The 17210-nt window shown below is 44.1% G+C and carries 17 protein-coding genes; 1 reads left to right on the top strand and 16 read right to left on the bottom strand.

Translation table 11 applies throughout. The features are described 5' to 3' along the window. Positions 1-205: 205 nt before the first annotated feature. The 8 genes from LOR49_RS16710 to LOR49_RS16675 all read right to left on the bottom strand — a co-directional run bounded on the left by LOR49_RS16710 (position 206) and on the right by LOR49_RS16675 (position 8408). Positions 206-577 carry a hypothetical protein gene (locus tag LOR49_RS16710; protein ID WP_240378088.1) on the bottom strand — a complete coding sequence of 124 codons (372 nt, stop codon included), beginning with the start codon at positions 575-577 and terminating at the stop codon, positions 206-208. Between the two features lie 283 nt (positions 578-860). Continuing rightward, positions 861-1280 (bottom strand): BrxA/BrxB family bacilliredoxin, encoded by a 420-nt coding sequence (locus LOR49_RS16705; RefSeq protein WP_275899720.1) that lies wholly within the window; start codon positions 1278-1280, stop codon positions 861-863. Positions 1281-1385: 105 nt separating this feature from the next. Further along, positions 1386-2348, bottom strand: coding sequence for a metal ABC transporter solute-binding protein, Zn/Mn family (locus tag LOR49_RS16700; protein ID WP_240378086.1), 963 nt, complete (start codon positions 2346-2348; stop codon positions 1386-1388). 234 nt (positions 2349-2582) lie between these two features. Continuing rightward, positions 2583-3827, bottom strand: coding sequence for a dihydrolipoamide acetyltransferase family protein (locus LOR49_RS16695; RefSeq protein WP_240378085.1), 1245 nt, complete (start codon positions 3825-3827; stop codon positions 2583-2585). Positions 3828-3838: 11 nt separating this feature from the next. Beyond that, a complete protein-coding gene (locus LOR49_RS16690) occupies positions 3839-4822 on the bottom strand; it encodes an alpha-ketoacid dehydrogenase subunit beta (RefSeq protein ID WP_240378084.1) in 984 nt (327 codons plus the stop codon). Continuing rightward, entirely contained in the window at positions 4822-5826 is a 1005-nt protein-coding gene (locus tag LOR49_RS16685; RefSeq protein WP_240378083.1) for a thiamine pyrophosphate-dependent dehydrogenase E1 component subunit alpha, read from the bottom strand. The genes LOR49_RS16690 and LOR49_RS16685 overlap by 1 nt, the downstream gene beginning before the upstream one ends. A gap of 23 nt (positions 5827-5849) precedes the next feature. Further along, a complete protein-coding gene (gene lpdA, locus LOR49_RS16680; protein WP_240378082.1) occupies positions 5850-7271 on the bottom strand; it encodes a dihydrolipoyl dehydrogenase in 1422 nt (473 codons plus the stop codon). Positions 7272-7307: 36 nt separating this feature from the next. Beyond that, positions 7308-8408: a Glu/Leu/Phe/Val family dehydrogenase gene (locus LOR49_RS16675; RefSeq protein WP_240378081.1), complete on the bottom strand. Its 1101-nt coding sequence runs from the start codon at positions 8406-8408 to the stop codon at positions 7308-7310. A gap of 223 nt (positions 8409-8631) precedes the next feature. On the opposite strand from LOR49_RS16675, the gene LOR49_RS16670 reads away from it, so the two are divergent. Beyond that, a complete protein-coding gene (locus tag LOR49_RS16670; RefSeq protein ID WP_240378080.1) occupies positions 8632-8865 on the top strand; it encodes a DUF2627 domain-containing protein in 234 nt (77 codons plus the stop codon). 42 nt (positions 8866-8907) lie between these two features. Here the strand turns inward: LOR49_RS16670 and LOR49_RS16665 are convergent, their stop codons facing one another. From LOR49_RS16665 to LOR49_RS16630, 8 genes are all read right to left on the bottom strand, one after another. Further along, positions 8908-9696 (bottom strand): hypothetical protein, encoded by a 789-nt coding sequence (locus LOR49_RS16665; protein ID WP_240378079.1) that lies wholly within the window; start codon positions 9694-9696, stop codon positions 8908-8910. Continuing rightward, positions 9660-10334 carry a glycosyltransferase family 2 protein gene (locus LOR49_RS16660; RefSeq protein ID WP_240378078.1) on the bottom strand — a complete coding sequence of 225 codons (675 nt, stop codon included), beginning with the start codon at positions 10332-10334 and terminating at the stop codon, positions 9660-9662. The genes LOR49_RS16665 and LOR49_RS16660 overlap by 37 nt, the downstream gene beginning before the upstream one ends. Further along, positions 10331-11434 carry a putative cytokinetic ring protein SteA gene (steA, locus tag LOR49_RS16655; protein WP_240378077.1) on the bottom strand — a complete coding sequence of 368 codons (1104 nt, stop codon included), beginning with the start codon at positions 11432-11434 and terminating at the stop codon, positions 10331-10333. The genes LOR49_RS16660 and steA overlap by 4 nt, the downstream gene beginning before the upstream one ends. A 138-nt stretch (positions 11435-11572) precedes the next feature. Beyond that, entirely contained in the window at positions 11573-12367 is a 795-nt protein-coding gene (gene spo0A, locus LOR49_RS16650; protein WP_240378076.1) for a sporulation transcription factor Spo0A, read from the bottom strand. 254 nt (positions 12368-12621) lie between these two features. Continuing rightward, entirely contained in the window at positions 12622-13866 is a 1245-nt protein-coding gene (gene spoIVB, locus LOR49_RS16645) for a SpoIVB peptidase (protein WP_240378075.1), read from the bottom strand. A 118-nt stretch (positions 13867-13984) separates the two neighbouring features. Next, positions 13985-15703 (bottom strand): DNA repair protein RecN, encoded by a 1719-nt coding sequence (gene recN / locus LOR49_RS16640; RefSeq protein ID WP_240378074.1) that lies wholly within the window; start codon positions 15701-15703, stop codon positions 13985-13987. Positions 15704-15717: 14 nt separating this feature from the next. Further along, positions 15718-16167 (bottom strand): transcriptional regulator AhrC/ArgR, encoded by a 450-nt coding sequence (gene ahrC, locus LOR49_RS16635; protein ID WP_240378090.1) that lies wholly within the window; start codon positions 16165-16167, stop codon positions 15718-15720. A 221-nt stretch (positions 16168-16388) separates the two neighbouring features. Then, a complete protein-coding gene (locus LOR49_RS16630; RefSeq protein ID WP_240378073.1) occupies positions 16389-17210 on the bottom strand; it encodes a TlyA family RNA methyltransferase in 822 nt (273 codons plus the stop codon).

Genomic DNA, 17210 nt, shown 5'->3' with positions numbered 1-17210 from the left:
CCGCAGACCTGTTTTATCAGGTCGAGGAGGCTGAGGCGTTGCCCGCGGAAAGCGTCCGCCTGCAGGGCAAATCAACTGTTCGATAGCATTTTCGAATTGGTCGTATTTTAATAACTATATTTGAATTATGACTCATACATATAGAAAAAGTGAAAATAAGTTGTTCTTGCGCCTTTATTGTACCGCTTCATCGGCGGAAGATTTTTTACGAACGGCTTTCGTTCTCTTCTTTGGTGCCTTCCGCCAGCATTTCTTCAAATTTATCATTAATTTCGTCCTGGCTGTATCCAGCTTCGTGTAAACGTTTTGTGAAATTTTGGGCGTATAGCTTCGTCCGTTCGGCCATTTTTGTATATTTTTTTACTTCTGCTTTTTTGGCTGTTTTTGCCCGGTTTTCAGCGTTTGACATAACGCTTTCTACAATGAACAGCCCTTTCCAAAGTTCGTCTTCTTGAAAGGAATCAGCCTGTTCATTCAAATGGGAGAGCACGTCTTGATAATAAGACTGAAATTCCTTGAAATCAATTTCTCCGTCCATATTTAAGTAGACTTGTATTTGTTTGTAAAGTGTATCCATTATTTTCTTCATCCTTTATGTAAAAGTGTCAGTGATTATTATAACACATTTAAAATTGCCGCGACACGCCCTCCAGGTTGGATATATAGGCGTGATGTCTGGATATTATTCTCCGAAGTGTGGATATTTCATGCCTCAGTATGGATATTACGTTTTCAACTCTGGATATTTGCACTTCATATCTGGATATCTGCCTTCCGTAATCTGGTTTCTCAAACTAACCGTAATTCGTGCATGATCGATACAAAAAGCCGCCACCTTTTTGAAGGAAGCGGCGCATTGCTTATAACTGATCGACTGCTTTTTCAAGCTGCTGGACGACTTCGATTGGTTCATGGCCTTCGATCTCGTGACGTTCTACCATGCGTACCAACTCTCCATCTTTTATAACTGCAAATGAGGGGGAAGACGGTGGATAACCAGTGAAATACGATCTGGCCTTTTCTGTCGCTTCTTTATCTTGTCCTGCAAACACGGTAACAAAGCGATCGGGTTTCTTCTCATAATTACGCATATAAGCAGCCGCAGGACGCGCAATCCCGCCTGCACATCCGCAAACGGAGTTTATCATGACGAGGGTTGATCCTTCTCCGCCAAGTGCTTCTTCGACTTCCTCTGGCGTCGTTAGAGATGTATATCCTGCTTCTTCCATTTCTTGTCTCGCCGTCCCAACAACATCGTTGACATAGAAACTAAAATCCATTACATTCATTCCTTTCCTTAGTATGAATCGTTTCGCTCTTATTGTAGCGGATAAGCCCGGTATAGTACAAGTGAACAGCTCGTTTCAAAGAAGTCAAACTGCTTGTTATTTTAATGCAATTTTTAAGCTGTCCATATTTTCTTCCATCAAACTGAAATAATCGGCACCTTCTCTTATATCTTTCTCTGTCAGTGATTCCAAGTTATGCAAATAAAGGGGCTTGGCTCCAATTTCTTTCAACACTACTTTTGCGGTTTTCGAGGAAAGGTTCTTCTCGAGTAGAACATAATGAATGTTGTGCTCTTCTGCGATATGAATGATTTGTTTAATCTGTTTCTGAGAAGGCTCCGACGACGATGAAAGACCGCTAACCGCAATCGGATGCAAGTCATAACGTGCTTCCCAGTATCCGTATGCCGCATGAGAAACAAGAAAGCGATCTTTATCAGCTGTTAAGGCCAGCTCTTTAAAATCCTCGTGAAGCTGTTGCAGCTTGTTCTCTAAGGTCTTGTACCTCTGTTCGAAGACCGATGCTTTTTCCGGCCGGAGTGCTGTCAACTCATTTTTTATTTTTTTGGCACCCTCCTTTGCGAGAAGCGGATCAAGCCAGACGTGCGGATCTTCATTTCCATGGTGATGCCCATCGTCCTCTGCATGGCCCTGTTCTATACGATCCTCATGGCCACTCTCATGTGCGTGTAATGTCATATTTTCCGTGACATTGATTAACTTTACATCCTCTCCTTTCATGGCTTTGTTTACCGCTTCTGTAAATCCTTCCATTCCTGCGCCGTTGTATAGAAACGCGTCTGCTTCTGCAATTTCCACCATTGTCCGGGCACTCGGTTCATAGCTGTGAGCGTCACTCCCCGGCGGGATCAAATTCTCGACCTCTACTTCCTCACCGCCGATCATAGCGGCAAAGGCTTCCCACGCATACACAGTGGTGAAAAGACGCAGGGGGTCCTGGGAATGATCCTCATTCTCCGGCTGTTGCTCCTCTTCCCTTCCACAACCGCTTATGAAAATCGTTATAGCAAAAAAGACAATCAACCATCTCTTTATCATACACTCGCGTCCTTCTGACTTTTTTAGTACGATGAAAGTTTATCGTAATGATTACGATTTGTAAACCTGAAAAAAGAATATTCCTTCGTGGATGCCGCCTATGACGCTACTATTTTCGATGAGGTCATTGACACGATACGATACTCCTAATAGACCGCTACATTCTAAATGTTCCTTTATGAAAGCAAGTACCCTCGATGCTTGTTTAACATGGAGGGTACTCTACGCGGATTATTAATAGACCTTGTCACGAAAATGATCGACATTTTCCAGTTTTTCTTTGATTCGTGCTAAGAAGCGGCCGACTGTCAATCCGTCAAGCATTCGATGGTCCAGCGATAAACATAAGTTGACCATACTGCGGATCGCAATCATGTCGCCTTTCATCACGACAGGCTTTTTAACAATCGACTCAAAAGACATGATCGCCGCTTGCGGGTGGTTAATAATAGGGACGGACTGCACAGAGCCAAAGGAGCCAGTATTGTTCACCGTGAACGTCCCCCCCTGCATGTCTTCAATCGTAAGACGTCCCGTCCTGCCTCTTTGCGCAAGTTCACTAATAACCTTCGCAATGCCTTTAATACTTTTCTCGTCGACATTGCGAATAACCGGAACATAGAGACCGTCTTCCGCTGCGACTGCGATAGATATATGCACATCTTTTTTACGTAAGATGTGGTCTCCTCCCCAGACAGCATTCACATCAGGGAATTCCTTTAATGCTTCCGCAACTGCTTTAATAACAAAGGATAAAATCGTAATCGGAAAGCCTTCTCTTTCCTTAAACTGCTGCTTAATACTATTCCGGTAGTTAACGAGATCTGTAACGTCTGCTTCAACCATCGTCCACGCATGAGGGATTTCCTCTTTACTTTTCACCATATTGGCGGCCGTTGCTTTTCGAACGCCTTTTACCGGCACTTTCTCCCCGCGCGCTTCCGTCACTGTTGCCTGTTTTGAAGGTGCCGCTTCTGCCGGGATTCTTTGCGTCTCTAATTGGGACGCGCGGGCAGGTTCAGAAGCAGTTCCGCCTTTCTGAATCACCTGCTCCAAATCTTTCCGGGTAATTCTGCCGCCACGGCCGCTTCCGTTCACCTGTTCCAAGTCGATAGCATGTTCTTGTGCAAGTCGCAGTACTGCGGGAGAATAACGCTTTTTCATAGAATCTACAATTGGCGTTTCCTCCGTTTTCTCAGGAACCTCTTCTTGACGCGCAGGCAGCGACGCGCTTTTTTCTTCTACCTCTATATAACAAATCAAATCACCGACTTGGACGGTTTCATCCTCCTGCACTACCAGTTCCGTAATCGTCCCTGTGTAGGAGGAGGGGATTTCTGCATTCACTTTATCGGTAACTACGTCCGCTAGGGGATCGTACTTATTCACTTTATCACCGGGGCGGACCAACCATTTTGTAATCGTCCCCTCCGTCACACTTTCACCGAGCTGAGGCATTGTTATTGCTTCGGCCATCACTGTACCTCCTCTTAAAATTCCGCTAAATCACGGATGGCGCTTTCGACCTTTTCTAGATTCATCATAAAGTATTTCTCAAGCGGTGGTGCGTAAGGCATGGCAGGAACATCCGGGCCTGCGAGCCGCTTAACTGGTGCATCCAGGTCAAAGAGGCAGTTCTCCGCAATGATGGCTGCCACTTCGCCCATCACACTTCCTTCTTTGTTATCTTCAGTAATCAGAAGGACTTTCCCCGTTTTTGAAGCAGCCGTCTGAATGGCTTCTTGATCAAGCGGGTAAACCGTTCTTAAATCAAGGATATGAACGGAGATCCCTTCCTTTTCCAGCTTTTCAGCCGCCTGCATGGCAAAATGCAGACAAAGGCCGTAGCTGATGACGGTCACATCGGCCCCTTCCCTTTTCACATCTGCTTTACCAATAGGGAGAGTATAATCGTCTTCCGGGACTTCTCCTTTAATTAAACGATAAGCTCTTTTATGTTCTAAAAACAAAACAGGATCCTCGTCGCGAATTGCCGCCTTTAATAATCCCTTCACATCATGAGGCGTAGAAGGCATGACAATCTTGAGTCCCGGTACGTTTGCAAACATCGACTCAATCGATTGTGAATGGTAAAGAGCCCCGTGTACTCCGCCGCCGTAAGGAGCACGAATAGTAATAGGGCAGCTCCAGTCATTGTTTGAGCGATAACGAATTTTAGCTGCTTCAGAGACAATTTGGTTAACCGCCGGCATAATAAAATCAGCGAACTGCATTTCGGCAACCGGGCGCATTCCGTACATAGCCGCTCCAATTCCGACACCGGCAATGGCCGACTCAGCAAGCGGCGTATCCAGCACTCGCGCTTCGCCAAATTCCTGATAAAGCCCATCCGTGGCCCGAAACACGCCGCCTTTTGGCCCAACATCTTCTCCTAACACAAAGACTTTCTCATCGCGACGCATTTCTTCCCGGAGTGCTTCCGTAACAGCCTGTATGTAAGTTAAAACTGCCATTATTCGTCACCTCCCTTTGCATAGACATGGTCTAACGTCGACTCCGGTGCCGCATACGGAGCTTGTTCAGCGGCTTCCGTAGCTTCGTCAATCGTCGTTTTAATCGAGTCTAGCATATCTTGTTCCTTTTCTTCCGTTAATACGTTCGCTTCCCTTAAGTAAGCCGCAAATGTAACGAGCGGATCTTTCTCTCTTGCTTCTGCTACTTCTTCTTTTGTGCGGTATGTGCTGTCATCGTCGTCACTTGAATGCGGGGTAAGACGGTAAAACATCGTTTCGATTAATGTCGGTCCTTCTCCACTTCTCGCGCGGTCTGAAGCATCTTTCACTGCCTCATAGACAGCAAGCGGGTCATTCCCGTCAACGGTAACCCCAGGCATCCCGTAACCCGCTGCCCGGTCCGATATTTTTTCGCAGGCATATTGTTTTTCAGCCGGAACGGAAATGGCATACTGATTGTTTTCACACATAAAAATGACAGGCAGTTTATGAACGCCGGCAAAATTAAGCCCCTCATGAAAATCTCCTTGATTGGCGGAGCCTTCGCCAAACGTAACGAACGTCACGAAATTTTTATTTTCCATTTTGGCGGCAAGCGCGATTCCCGCGGCATGGGGAACTTGCGTCGTAACAGGGGAAGAGCTTGTCACGATCCGGTTCTTCTTTTGGCCGAAGTGGCCCGGCATCTGCCGTCCTCCCGAATTCGGGTCATCCGCCCTCGCAAAACTCGCCAGCATCACCTCGGTTGCGGTCATGCCGAAAGCAAGGACAATACCTAGATCGCGGTAATAGGGAAGTACATAATCCTCTTCCCGATTTAAAGCAAGCGCCGCTCCTGCTTGAGCCGCTTCCTGTCCCTGGCAAGAGACGACAAACGGTATTTTCCCTGCTCGATTCAACAGCCATAACCGTTCGTCAATCTTTCTCGCAAGTAACATCGTTTCATATATTGATAACACGTCTTTGTCAGATAGTCCTAATCGTTCATGTCGCGTAGCAGCCATCTCTGTTCCTCCTCTGCTTAAATTTAAGAGTGAATGGCTTTTCCATCTGCCGCCAATGCTGCTTCACCAAATATTTCAGCAATGGCTGGATGGGGATGGATCGTCTCACTGATTTCAAAGACAGAAGCGTCTACTAGTTTTGCCAATGCGGCTTCTGAGATAAGCTCGGTGGCATTTGTTCCGATCATATGTACACCTAACAAATCATCATTCCCTTTATTGGCAACAATTTTCATAAAGCCGCTCTTTTCTCCGTGGATCAGTGCTTTTCCATTCGCTTCTAACGGAAAAATACCGGTTTTCACTTCATGCCCTTGTTCTGCTGCTTCCACCTCCGTCAATCCAATGCTTGCGATTTCAGGCCTGCTGTATGTACATTTAGGTATCATTTTCTCGTCAAGCGGCAGCGGATCATTTCCTAACATGTGTTCCACTGCAATCAGTCCTTCCCTGGAAGCGACATGGGCAAGCTGCAATCCGCCGATGACATCCCCGATCGCATACATATGGGACTCATTCGTTTGGAAGTATTCATTCGTCGCAATAAAACCATTTTCTATGGAAATGCTCGTATTTTCAAGTCCAATATCCTCAGTTACTGCTGTTCTTCCTACCGCAAGCAAGAGCTGGTCCGCTTTAATCGAATGTTCTTTCCCTTCAGCACGGACAGTAACCGTCACATCATGTTGTTTTATCGTTTTATCCGTCAGAACTTCTGCGTCTGTGAAGATCGTGACCCCGCGCTCCTTCAGCTGACTTGTCATCTCTTTTGATACCTCAGCATCCTCTTGCGGCAATATGCGGCTGCCCGCTTCTATCATCGTTACGTTAACGTCAAAGTCGGAGAGAAGGGAGGCCCACTCTACCCCGATAACACCCCCGCCAATAATCACCATGGAAGCAGGGAGATCATTTAATGAAAGGGCGTCTTCTGATGTCAGCACCTGTTTGCCGTCAGGCTCCAATCCAGGAAGCAGGCGCGGCCGGGACCCTGTTGCGATAAGAACATTTTTAGGGATCAGCATGTCATTTTCCGAACCATCCATTTTTTCAACCGAAATAGTCCCACCACTCGGAGAAAAGATGGAAGGCCCCAATATTCGTCCATGACCTGTATACATATCAATTTTCTCTTTTTTTAATAAGTACTGGACTCCATTGTAAAGCTTGTCTACGATTGTGTTTTTTCGATCTTGGACTTTTTCGAAATCAACAGCAGCCTGGTCGGTCATAATACCAAACTTCTCGCTGTCTTTCATCTGTACGTAAACTTCAGCACTGCGGAGGAGCGCTTTACTGGGAATACAGCCTTTATGCAAGCATGTTCCGCCTGTCTTTTCTTTTTCTACAATGGCTGTTTTCAATCCTTCCTGGGCCGCCCTGATAGCAGCCACATAACCACCAATCCCTGCTCCTAATACGACCAAATCATACTCCTGCGCCATACTCGTTCCCCCTTTTCTATGTTGTTTTTTTGTTTGTCAGCGAGTCTTGTGAGGCAGAATGTTTCGTTCTTCTTTCAAAAATTGCTTCCGTGACTGCTGCAAGGTACTAATCCGTTCTTCTGCCAATCGATCTGCTGCCTGGTTGGTTGGGATGTTATCTCTTTTAGAAATTTCCAGTACTTTTTGGACATTGTCAAAAATAGCACGAATTTTATTTGCTGCCCTGTCTTTATTATAGCCAACTAACCCTTCCGCGATGTTGATAACTCCTCCCGCATTTATAATATAATCGGGAGCGTATACGATTCCACGTTGATAGAGGGAATTGCCGTCCTCGTCTGTTGCCAGTTGATTATTAGCGGAGCCGGCTACAACTTTTGCTTTCAATTTCTTTATTGTATCATTATTTAAGACAGAACCTAATGCACAAGGACTAAAAATATCACACTCCACATCATAAATATCAGCCGGGTCGACTGCTTCCGCACGAAATTCCCGGACAGCCCGGTCTGCTGATGGTTTATGAATATCAGTGACAACCAAGGAGGCCCCGTCTTCATATAAGTACTCACACAACTGGTAGGACACACTGCCAACTCCTTGAATGGCAATTTTTTTCCCCGATAGATCTTCAGTACCAAACGCCTCTTTTGCCGCTGCTTTCATTCCGCAGTAAATGCCAAGAGCCGTCATCGGAGACGGATCACCGCTCTCGCCAGCCTGAGGAGTCATACCGGTTACGTAATCGGTTTCCGTATGGATCATGTCCATATCAGCCTCTGCAGTACCGACGTCTTCTGCCGTAATATAGCGGCCGTTCAGGCTTTGAATATACCGGCCGAACGCCCGGAACAATGCTTCACTTTTGTCCTGTCGGGGATTTCCGATAATGACAGCCTTTCCTCCCCCAAGGTTCAAACCGGCCGCTGCATTTTTATAAGTCATTCCTTTCGCAAGTCTCAATGCATCCTCAAACGCCGCTTCCTCTGACTCATAATTCCACATCCGGGCTCCACCTAAAGCAGGTCCGAGCGTCGTATCATGGATAGCGATAATCGCTTTTAAACCAGAGTGTTTGTCCTGGCATACGACAAGCTGTTCATAGTTATCTGTTTCCATTTTTTCAAATATATTCATCTTAATAGCTCCTTTTTCTATGATCACACCGTTATTGATCGTAACATATTGCATAATATTGAATCCATGAAGCCTTCTACTCTGCTGAGCTTGGACACTTCCTCTTAAATAAGGTACAATATAAAAGTGATTCTTCCTACAGTTTATGCGAAAAAAAATGATTTAGAAAACACAAATATAAGCCACTTGTCTGGCCTCGTCAATCGAAGGAGTGGTCCTATATATGCGACTTATTGCCTTGCTTATTCTAGTCATCCCCGGTTTTATGGCTGTTGTCGGTATTAAACTTATGAGAGATATGCTGTTTCAAGTATTGCAGCCACCCTTTCCGTGGCTCTGGCTTCAATTTACCAGCGGACTGTTTATGCTCATATTCGGTATTTGGTTTATTGCCGGATTCGTACGTTACCGCGACCGCAAACGAAATAAATCTGTTGTCCCCCTCTCCGAGAAATAGCAAAAAGGAGCCAGGTTTTCACGCCTGCTCCTCCCTTACCAATCACCCACCGGCCGTGACATTCCTTATTTTTATGAGAAGGCCGTTTATGGACAACTTTTCAGCGATAATGGTAATAGCGAGATAGGCGAGTACCAACGAAAGCTGCATCGGAAGCGGGGCATGATGGGTAAGACTCCACGCTAACAACGCCCCGATTACTGCTGCACCGCTATCCCCCAACATTCCCTTTCTGCGTTTTTCAATATATCCCCAAGTTAGCAGTACAACCGTTCCATATAGGATACTACTTGTATCGTCCAGTGGAAAACCCATCCATATAAAAAGCAGGATATGACCAACCGTCCATTTCCACACCCGTAGCGGCCTCGTATCAAGTGCATTGCATACGTGAGGGGACAAGATCATTACACTAAAGGCAAGCACTGCTTGACCATAACCCCTCCAATCACCCAAATAAAGTCCGACAGCTGCAGCCAGTACGATAAGGACTATTTTAGAGAGACCAGTCGTCCACTTTTTTGTTTGTAAGAAATGTTTGATATGACCTTGGATCCCTTTTGGATAAAAAGTGCCGGTTCGATCATCTAACCAACCTGCAAACCAAACGAGGGACGTATACATCAAAAGTGCATCCGGCTGTTTTACCTTGTCAACTATTAAATAGCAAATCAGTAAGAGTAAGAGCATGATGCCAATGGTATCGGGTATCGTTTCTTGTTTAAAATTAACGGCCACCCATTTTCTTTTCAGGGAAATTCTTTTGACTAGCAGCCAAGTCGAGGCTGCTACCGCTATTGCGAATACAACTTCCCATATTTCCACAGGCACTTCTCCACCTCCAACCATTGTCTACCGCGGTGAAACATGCCGTTCATTCCCCTCCCTTTTCCGACATGCTGAAAAGGTACCTCCACTTCAGTGATACGGAGTCCTTCTTTGATCGCTTTTAACGTCATCATCGTTTCGAGTCCAAACCCATCCGCTTCCATGTCTTGGTAATGATATATATGTTTTCGATGAAACGCGCGCTGCCCTGATAATGGTGTCTGCAGAAGCAAACCGCTTTGTCTTTCAATAAGCCGCTGCACTCTTTTCTTTACAATCCCGAAACCATTTCTCCCATTATCGGCGACAGTTCCAATGACTAAGTCTGCCTTTTTCTCATGTAAAGGCTGCAATAATTGGTAGCCGAATGCAGCACTTTCTTTTAAATCTGCATCCAACACCACGATAAAATCACTTCTGCTGGCCTGCCAGCCCGCCTTCACTGCAGCTGCTTTTCCGTAATTTCTAATAAAAGAAATGGTCATATCACAGTAGTTCTCCATTATTCTACCTGTATGATCCGAGCTTCCATCATTCACACCTATCAATTCATTTACCCATGTGGAGTTCCGTAAAGCACTGAGCGTCGTCTGTAGGTGCCTTTCTTCATTAAATCCAGGAACTACAACACTTACTGTCATGCTTTCATTCCTCTCGTTTCTTTGTTAAATTTCGCATGTATGAATGGGATGTGTTGGTACATACGATGAAACCACTGAAAGTATCGATGTTTTTTTGGTTCTTTCTCTAACAAAACGTGTATTCCTTTCAAGTCAATTATTTTTCCGCCTGCAAGCATCCGCATTAAGAGTGATGAGCCCATCCCCTGGCGCCCTTTGCTTAGATACTCATTCATACCGCGCTGCCCGCCCAAAAGAAAAATGTGACGCGCGCCCTCTTTCAGTGCTAAGGTAATAGCAGCATCTTCACTTAATCCAACAAACGTGATGGTCTCCGCGGTTAATTGACGCTTTTTAATACGCTCCATGCCAAGGGCCCGGCCAGAGGCATCCCGATGAACGAGCAATTTAACCCCAGAGTGCAAAGCTTCTGTGCTGACTGAATCCATATCTCCAACAATATAGTCAGGTGTGATCCCAAGAGCCCGCATTCCATCAGCAGCTCCGTCAACTGCGATGGTACATATGTTCCTATTCAATAAATGTTTTTTAACCCAGTAGAGGTCTTGTTCATATCCAGCACCGCGGATGACAATGAGGACATCCTTGTTATTAAGGGTCTCGCCTTCCTGCCATTTGTTCCAGCACTCGAGCATCATTGGTAAATCAACTTCCGCGTGAGAGAAGCTGTTATGGCAAAACCGTGTAAATGTATGCTCCAGATTTTTAAAAGCCTGTTGTTCCAGGAAAGTGATATCCGTGAAATTGTATTTCTGCAGCAGGGCAAGTTTGATATTTTTGTTCGCATACTGTACATATAGATGCTCGTCTTTAATTACTAAGTTCCTGCCATGTACCCACGCACCTACCTCATGACTTGGATCTGTATCGTATACATGAATGTCGTGACTAAGTAGTTTCTTAACCCCTTCATGCAAAAAATTCCCGCTCATCGACGTTTTATTATTTATGACAGCTTTCACTTCTTTCCTAATTAAACTTTCAGCTGCCGGTACGTCAATATCTTCATGAGACAGCACAGCGATTTGCTTTGCCCGTATCAGCTGCGTCAGTATTTTTGTTTGTGAATGATAAAATGCTTGCCCGCGTATGGCTCCCACGTTGATTTACCTCCTTCAACCTATCTATTCCTAGTATGGTCAAAAGAGGAGCGATTACATTCATCATAGAAAAAAGCCCTTTCAAATTATTCTTGTGAATAATTTGAAAAGGCTTTTTAAAAGTGATGCACTTACTCACTATCCTACCTTGTGCTCGAGGCGCAGTTTATCGGCCACCATCGCGATGAACTCGGAGTTCGTTGGTTTTGCTTTCGTTACGTTAATCGTATAGCCAAACATGCGTGAAATCGATTCGTAGTTGCCTCTGCTCCAGGCAACCTCAATTGCATGGCGAATGGCACGCTCTACTCTGCTGGCTGTCGTATTAAACTTTTCGGCAATTTCCGGGTATAAAATTTTGGTTATCGAACCTAACAGGTCAATATCGTTATACACCATTGTAATCGCCTCTCGTAAATACATATACCCCTTTATATGAGCTGGAACCCCGATCTCATGAATAATATTCGTTATGCTTTGGCTTAAATTCTCAGGTTCTTTATTTGAATTTGTTCCATTTTGTTGAGGAGTAGCAGAGCTCTGAATCACCGACATCGCTTCTCCGCTCACTTCGCGAATATTGGCAATTAAGGTTTCCATATCAAATGGTTTCAATACATAATAAGAGGCACCGAGATTAACCGCTTTTTTCGTCACATCTTCCTGGCCAAAAGCCGTCAGCATGATGATTTTTGGCTGCGCTCCCCCACTGGTGGAGTTTATTTTTTGCAGGACGGCAAGCCCATCAAGATGTGGCATGATTATATCCAAGACTAGTACGTCAGGCCGGGTATTCTCCACAATATTTAGACACTCCTGGCCATTGTAAGCCTGCCCGACAATTTCCATGTCTTCTTGCGCGTTTATATATTCACTTAATAAGCCCACTAATTCCCTGTTATCATCTGCCACACAAACTTTGATTTTTTTCACTTAAAAATCCTCCCCTTGTTTTCTAAGTCGTCTATCTTACGGTTTCGACAACAAGGGCAAATACCCTTTAATTAGTTCATATTTATTAAAAAAATATAATTATATCGATATTCCTTCTTCTCTCTATGTATATCTATTGTTTTCTTCATTTTTTGACTTATTTCGACTAAGTTTGACGATTTATGTCGCTTGATAAGACGAACGTATTATAATCGTATCATGAAAAAAGGAAAACTGCTACATAACAGTTTCCCTTAACCTGCTTTTTTCCTTTCTTCTTTCAACGTATTTATTCCTGCCTCTTCCAGCATCCATTCAATATGGCAGGCATATCCGGAAGTTGAGTCATTTACAAATACATGAGTAACAGCCCCAACGACCTTTCCATTTTGAATAATCGGACTGCCGCTCATTCCTTGAATGATCCCATTTGTTTTTTCAAGTAATTCTTTATCGGTTACTTTAATAATCATTCCTTTCGATGCGGCTTGCATCTGAGGAACAGATTGGACAATCTCGATATCAAAACGTTCTATTTTCTCATCTTCCAGTACCGTTAATATTTCGGCCGGTCCTTTTTCCACTTCATTCGCAAAAGCAATCGGCATCGTCTCAACATCACGGCTCTTTTTTGATAATTTGTTTGGCTGCAGTTCGCCAAAGACTCCAAATGGACTGTTTTTCGTTACTTTTCCCAACTTTTCTTGATTGACGGAAAGCGTTGCCCGTTTTTCTCCTGGTTTTCCGTTTGCCCCCTTGTCGATATCTGAAACGGAGGAACGCGTAATTTCACCGTTCTCTACCACTACGGGCTTTTTAGTCGAAGAATCAGCAATAACATGACCAAGTGCTCCAAATTTTCCGCTTTTAGAATCATAAAAGGTTAATGTTCCAATCCCGGAAGCTGCATTTCTTATATAAGCACCGAGTACACCGCCTTCTTTATTCTCATAAAGCTTCACTTCTTTTTTCTTTTCTTCTTTATCTCTTTTTATATTTAAGGTTATACTGGAAGAGCTGTCTTTCAGCGCTTGGATAATATCTTCCGGTTTGCTCACTTTTTTTCCATTGACGGCAACGATACGGTCTCCCGCTTCTAATCCGGCTTCTTTAGCTGGAGAATATCTTTTCTTTCCATCGTTTACTTTGTGAAAGCCAACAATCATCACCCCGTTGGATTGGAGCTTTACTCCGATGGAGTCACCGCCCGGAACAACACGTATATCTGGCAGTGTTTTAATTTTGGTCTCTTTTTTTGGAAGAGATGCTACTTGCACAGCTGCTTTTATTTCCTCATTTTCCTCACTCAATTGAATCGTGGCGTCTTTTCCTAAATCAAGCTTCTCCTTAATCACATTTTCTGCACCGGAGGCCCATTCAGACTCAAAAACAGTTAACGTTTCAGGGATATTCAAATAGGTAAGAAAAGTATGATTTGTAAAAGCTGTCATGCAGAGCAGCAGTAATAAAATGCCAGTTAGTCGTCTCCCCCATTCCATTTCCCTACTCCTCCTCACCCCAACATTATTTTCTGTTGTATTTCTAATGTTGCCTCCTATCATGCGATTTATAAGCTGTACAAATGAAAAAAGCCAACCTGTTTTGGTCGGCTTTTCATCAATTGGATTTAATTTTTACTGCCATCTCTAATAATTCTTTCGCGTTTTCTTTTGTAAGGTCGGTCACTTCTACGCCGGATATCATCCTGGCAATTTCATCCGTTCTTTTGTCATCTTTTAGCATCGTTACATTCGTGAGAACTCTTTCCCCTTTTTCCTTTTTCTCAATGTAAAGGTGTTGATCCGCCATTGCGGCGACTTGTGGAAGGTGGGAAATACATAAAACTTGGGAGCCTTTTGCAACTTTATATATTTTTTCGGCAATTGCCTGGGCGACACGGCCACTGACACCCGTATCCACTTCATCAAAAATCAGCGAAGTGACGTTTTGAAAGTCAGATAAAATGGCTTTTAACGCCAACATTATTCTTGAAATTTCTCCCCCCGAGGCAACTTTAGACAAGGGTTTCAGAGGTTCCCCGGCATTTGCGGACAATTGAAATTCCACCTTATCTTGGCCGTTTTCATTAAATACATATGATTTCTGCTCAGCAGCAAACGTAGTTCCCTGGTTAATTGCGGTAACTTCCACTTTCATGACCGCTTTATTCATGTATAGGTCCTTTAACTCCATTTCTACAGCGCTTGCAAGTTTTTCACCTGCCTGCCTGCGGAGATCCGTTAATGTGGCTGCATCCGCTTGTAAATCAAGCACGACACTCTCTAATTGGGACTCAAGCTGGGCAATCGTTTCATCTTTATGGATTAGTGATTCCATTTCTTCTTCCATATCAGCAGCAAATTCAAGGATTTCAATTACCGTCTGGCCATATTTTCTCTTCAGTTTTTTTATTTCATCAAGCCGCTCTTCTACTTCTTGAAGACGTCCCTCATTAAATGATAAGGACTCCACTTTATCCCGGAGGAGAAATGTAGCTTCTTCCAGCATATAATAAGCAGAATGAATTGTTTCCGTAAGGTTTTGCACATCTTCATCAATAAAGGCGGCTTCTTCCGTATGAGCCATGGCCTGGCCGGCCCAGTCTAATGTTCTGCCCTCTCCATATAAGCTTTCATAAGCATGAGAAAGCTCTTTAAATAACTTTTGACTGTGTACTAAAATATGCTTCTCTTTTTCTAATTCTTCATCCTCCCCCGGTGTGAGGCGGGCTTGTTCAATTTCCTCCAATTGGAACCGAATAAAATCAAGGCGGCTGGTGGCTTCCTGATCATTTTCTTTGTATTTTTGTAAATCCGTCATTAATTTTGCGAAGGATTGATATCTTTTTTTATAATCGGAAAGTGCTTCCTGCAATTCTTCCCCTGCAAATCGATCGAGAATAGGGAGGTGTTTGTCAGGTTGCATCAGGTCCTGATGTTCATGCTGACCGTGTATGTCAACTAATGCATGTCCTACTTCCCTTAATATTGCCAATGTGACCAGCTTCCCATTAATCCTGCAGACGCTTTTTCCTTTATCCGTTATGTGCCTGCGCAACACAATCATATTTTCTTCTACTTCTATCCCAATCCCCATTAATTTCTGTCTGACTGCCACAGAAGAGGACACATCAAATAACCCTTCAATTTCCGCACGTTCTCTGCCATGGCGTACATACTCGACAGAACCGCGTCCCCCGATTAAAAGACCGATTGCATCAATAATAATTGATTTCCCCGCCCCCGTTTCCCCTGTCAAAACGGTAAGACCTGTATCAAATGGGATGGTCAATTCATCTATAATCGCAAAATTTTTAATGGATAATTCTTCAAGCATGACGACACCTCAGTTTAAAGCATTTCCAAGAAACGGTTGACGAGAATCTCACTTTGTTCGGTCCCACGGCAAATGATTAGAATGGTGTCATCGCCGCAGATCGTTCCGAGAATTTCGTCCCACCCCAGATTGTCTAGAAGTGCACCGACTGCATTGGCGTTTCCTGGAAGGGTTTTCATTACAATTAAGTTATCTGTATGGTCAATACCGACAAAGCTGTCTACTAAGGAGCGTTTTAATTTTTGGAGAGGGTTAAAACGTTGATCCGCAGGTAAGCTGTATTTGTAGCGACCTTCCATCGTTGGTACCTTTACAAGGTGAAGCTCTTTAATGTCCCGGGACACGGTGGCTTGCGTTACGTTATAGCCGTCACTTTTTAACCGGTCCACTAATTCATCTTGCGTTTCTATATCGTTATTCGAAATTAATTCTCTAATCTTAATATGACGCTGTCCTTTAGTCATACTCACTATTTCCACACACCCTGTCTGAATTAAATCAGCCGTTCTTTCCAGCTATCTGTATGATAACTGATATCTTATAATTATACAAATAATTGAGTAAAGATGTATACAACATACACTAAGAATTAATCCAGGAGGGGGGAATAAAGAAATGCGGAGGAAATTTTCGTCCAACCAGAAGTACTGATTGGACGAGTGAATAATACGTATAGCCTGTACATTTATTGATTGTGAAAATGGGCATGGGCGTCTTGCACGACCGTATGAATGTCGTCTGCGGTGATTTTCGTCTGTTCGTCCCGTACCCCCCATGTTACATACAGCAAAAACTCAATATTTCCGTCTCCTCCCGTGATGGGAGAATAATCAAGACCTACAGCACTAAAACCTATCGAGTCAGCAAAAGTGGCAATATCTGCAATAACCTCACGATGAACGTGGTCGTCTCGCACAATTCCTTTTTTCCCAACTTTGTCGCGGCCCGCCTCAAATTGCGGTTTAATAAGCAAACATGCTTCTGCTTTTTCTGCAAGAATCTGTGTTAACGGCGGCAGCAATAATTTAAGGGAAATAAAGGAGACATCTGCTACCGCAACTTCAGGCTTTCCCTTTAAAAAATGCTCCTCTTTCGCGTAACGGAAATTAAACCGTTCCATTACTTCAACCTGTTCGTGATTTCGCAGCTTCCATGCCAACTGGTTATAACCAACGTCGACGGCATACACAAATGTAGCACCATTCTGGAGAGCACAGTCCGTAAAACCGCCGGTGGATGCACCGATATCCACCACAACTTTATCCATCAAATCAAGAGGGAAAACCTGCAGTGCCTTCTCGAGCTTGTGTCCCCCACGGCTGACAAAGGGAGAAATGCTCCCTTTCACACGTAAAGGAGAGGATCGGTCAATTTTCGTACCAGGCTTATCGATTCGTTCATCTTTTACCAAAACAAGCCCTGCCATAATAGCCCGCTTTGCTTTTTCTCTTGTATCAAACAGCCCTTTTTCTACGAGCAGTACATCAAGTCGTTCTTTATTATTCAT

Origin of the sequence: Bacillus piscicola (assembly GCF_022458745.1) — a bacterium.
Classification (GTDB): domain Bacteria; phylum Bacillota; class Bacilli; order Bacillales; family Marinococcaceae; genus Alteribacillus_A; species Alteribacillus_A piscicola.
The sequence above is the reverse complement of the archived record's forward strand: the minus strand, read 5'-3'. Positions and strand labels throughout refer to the sequence as shown.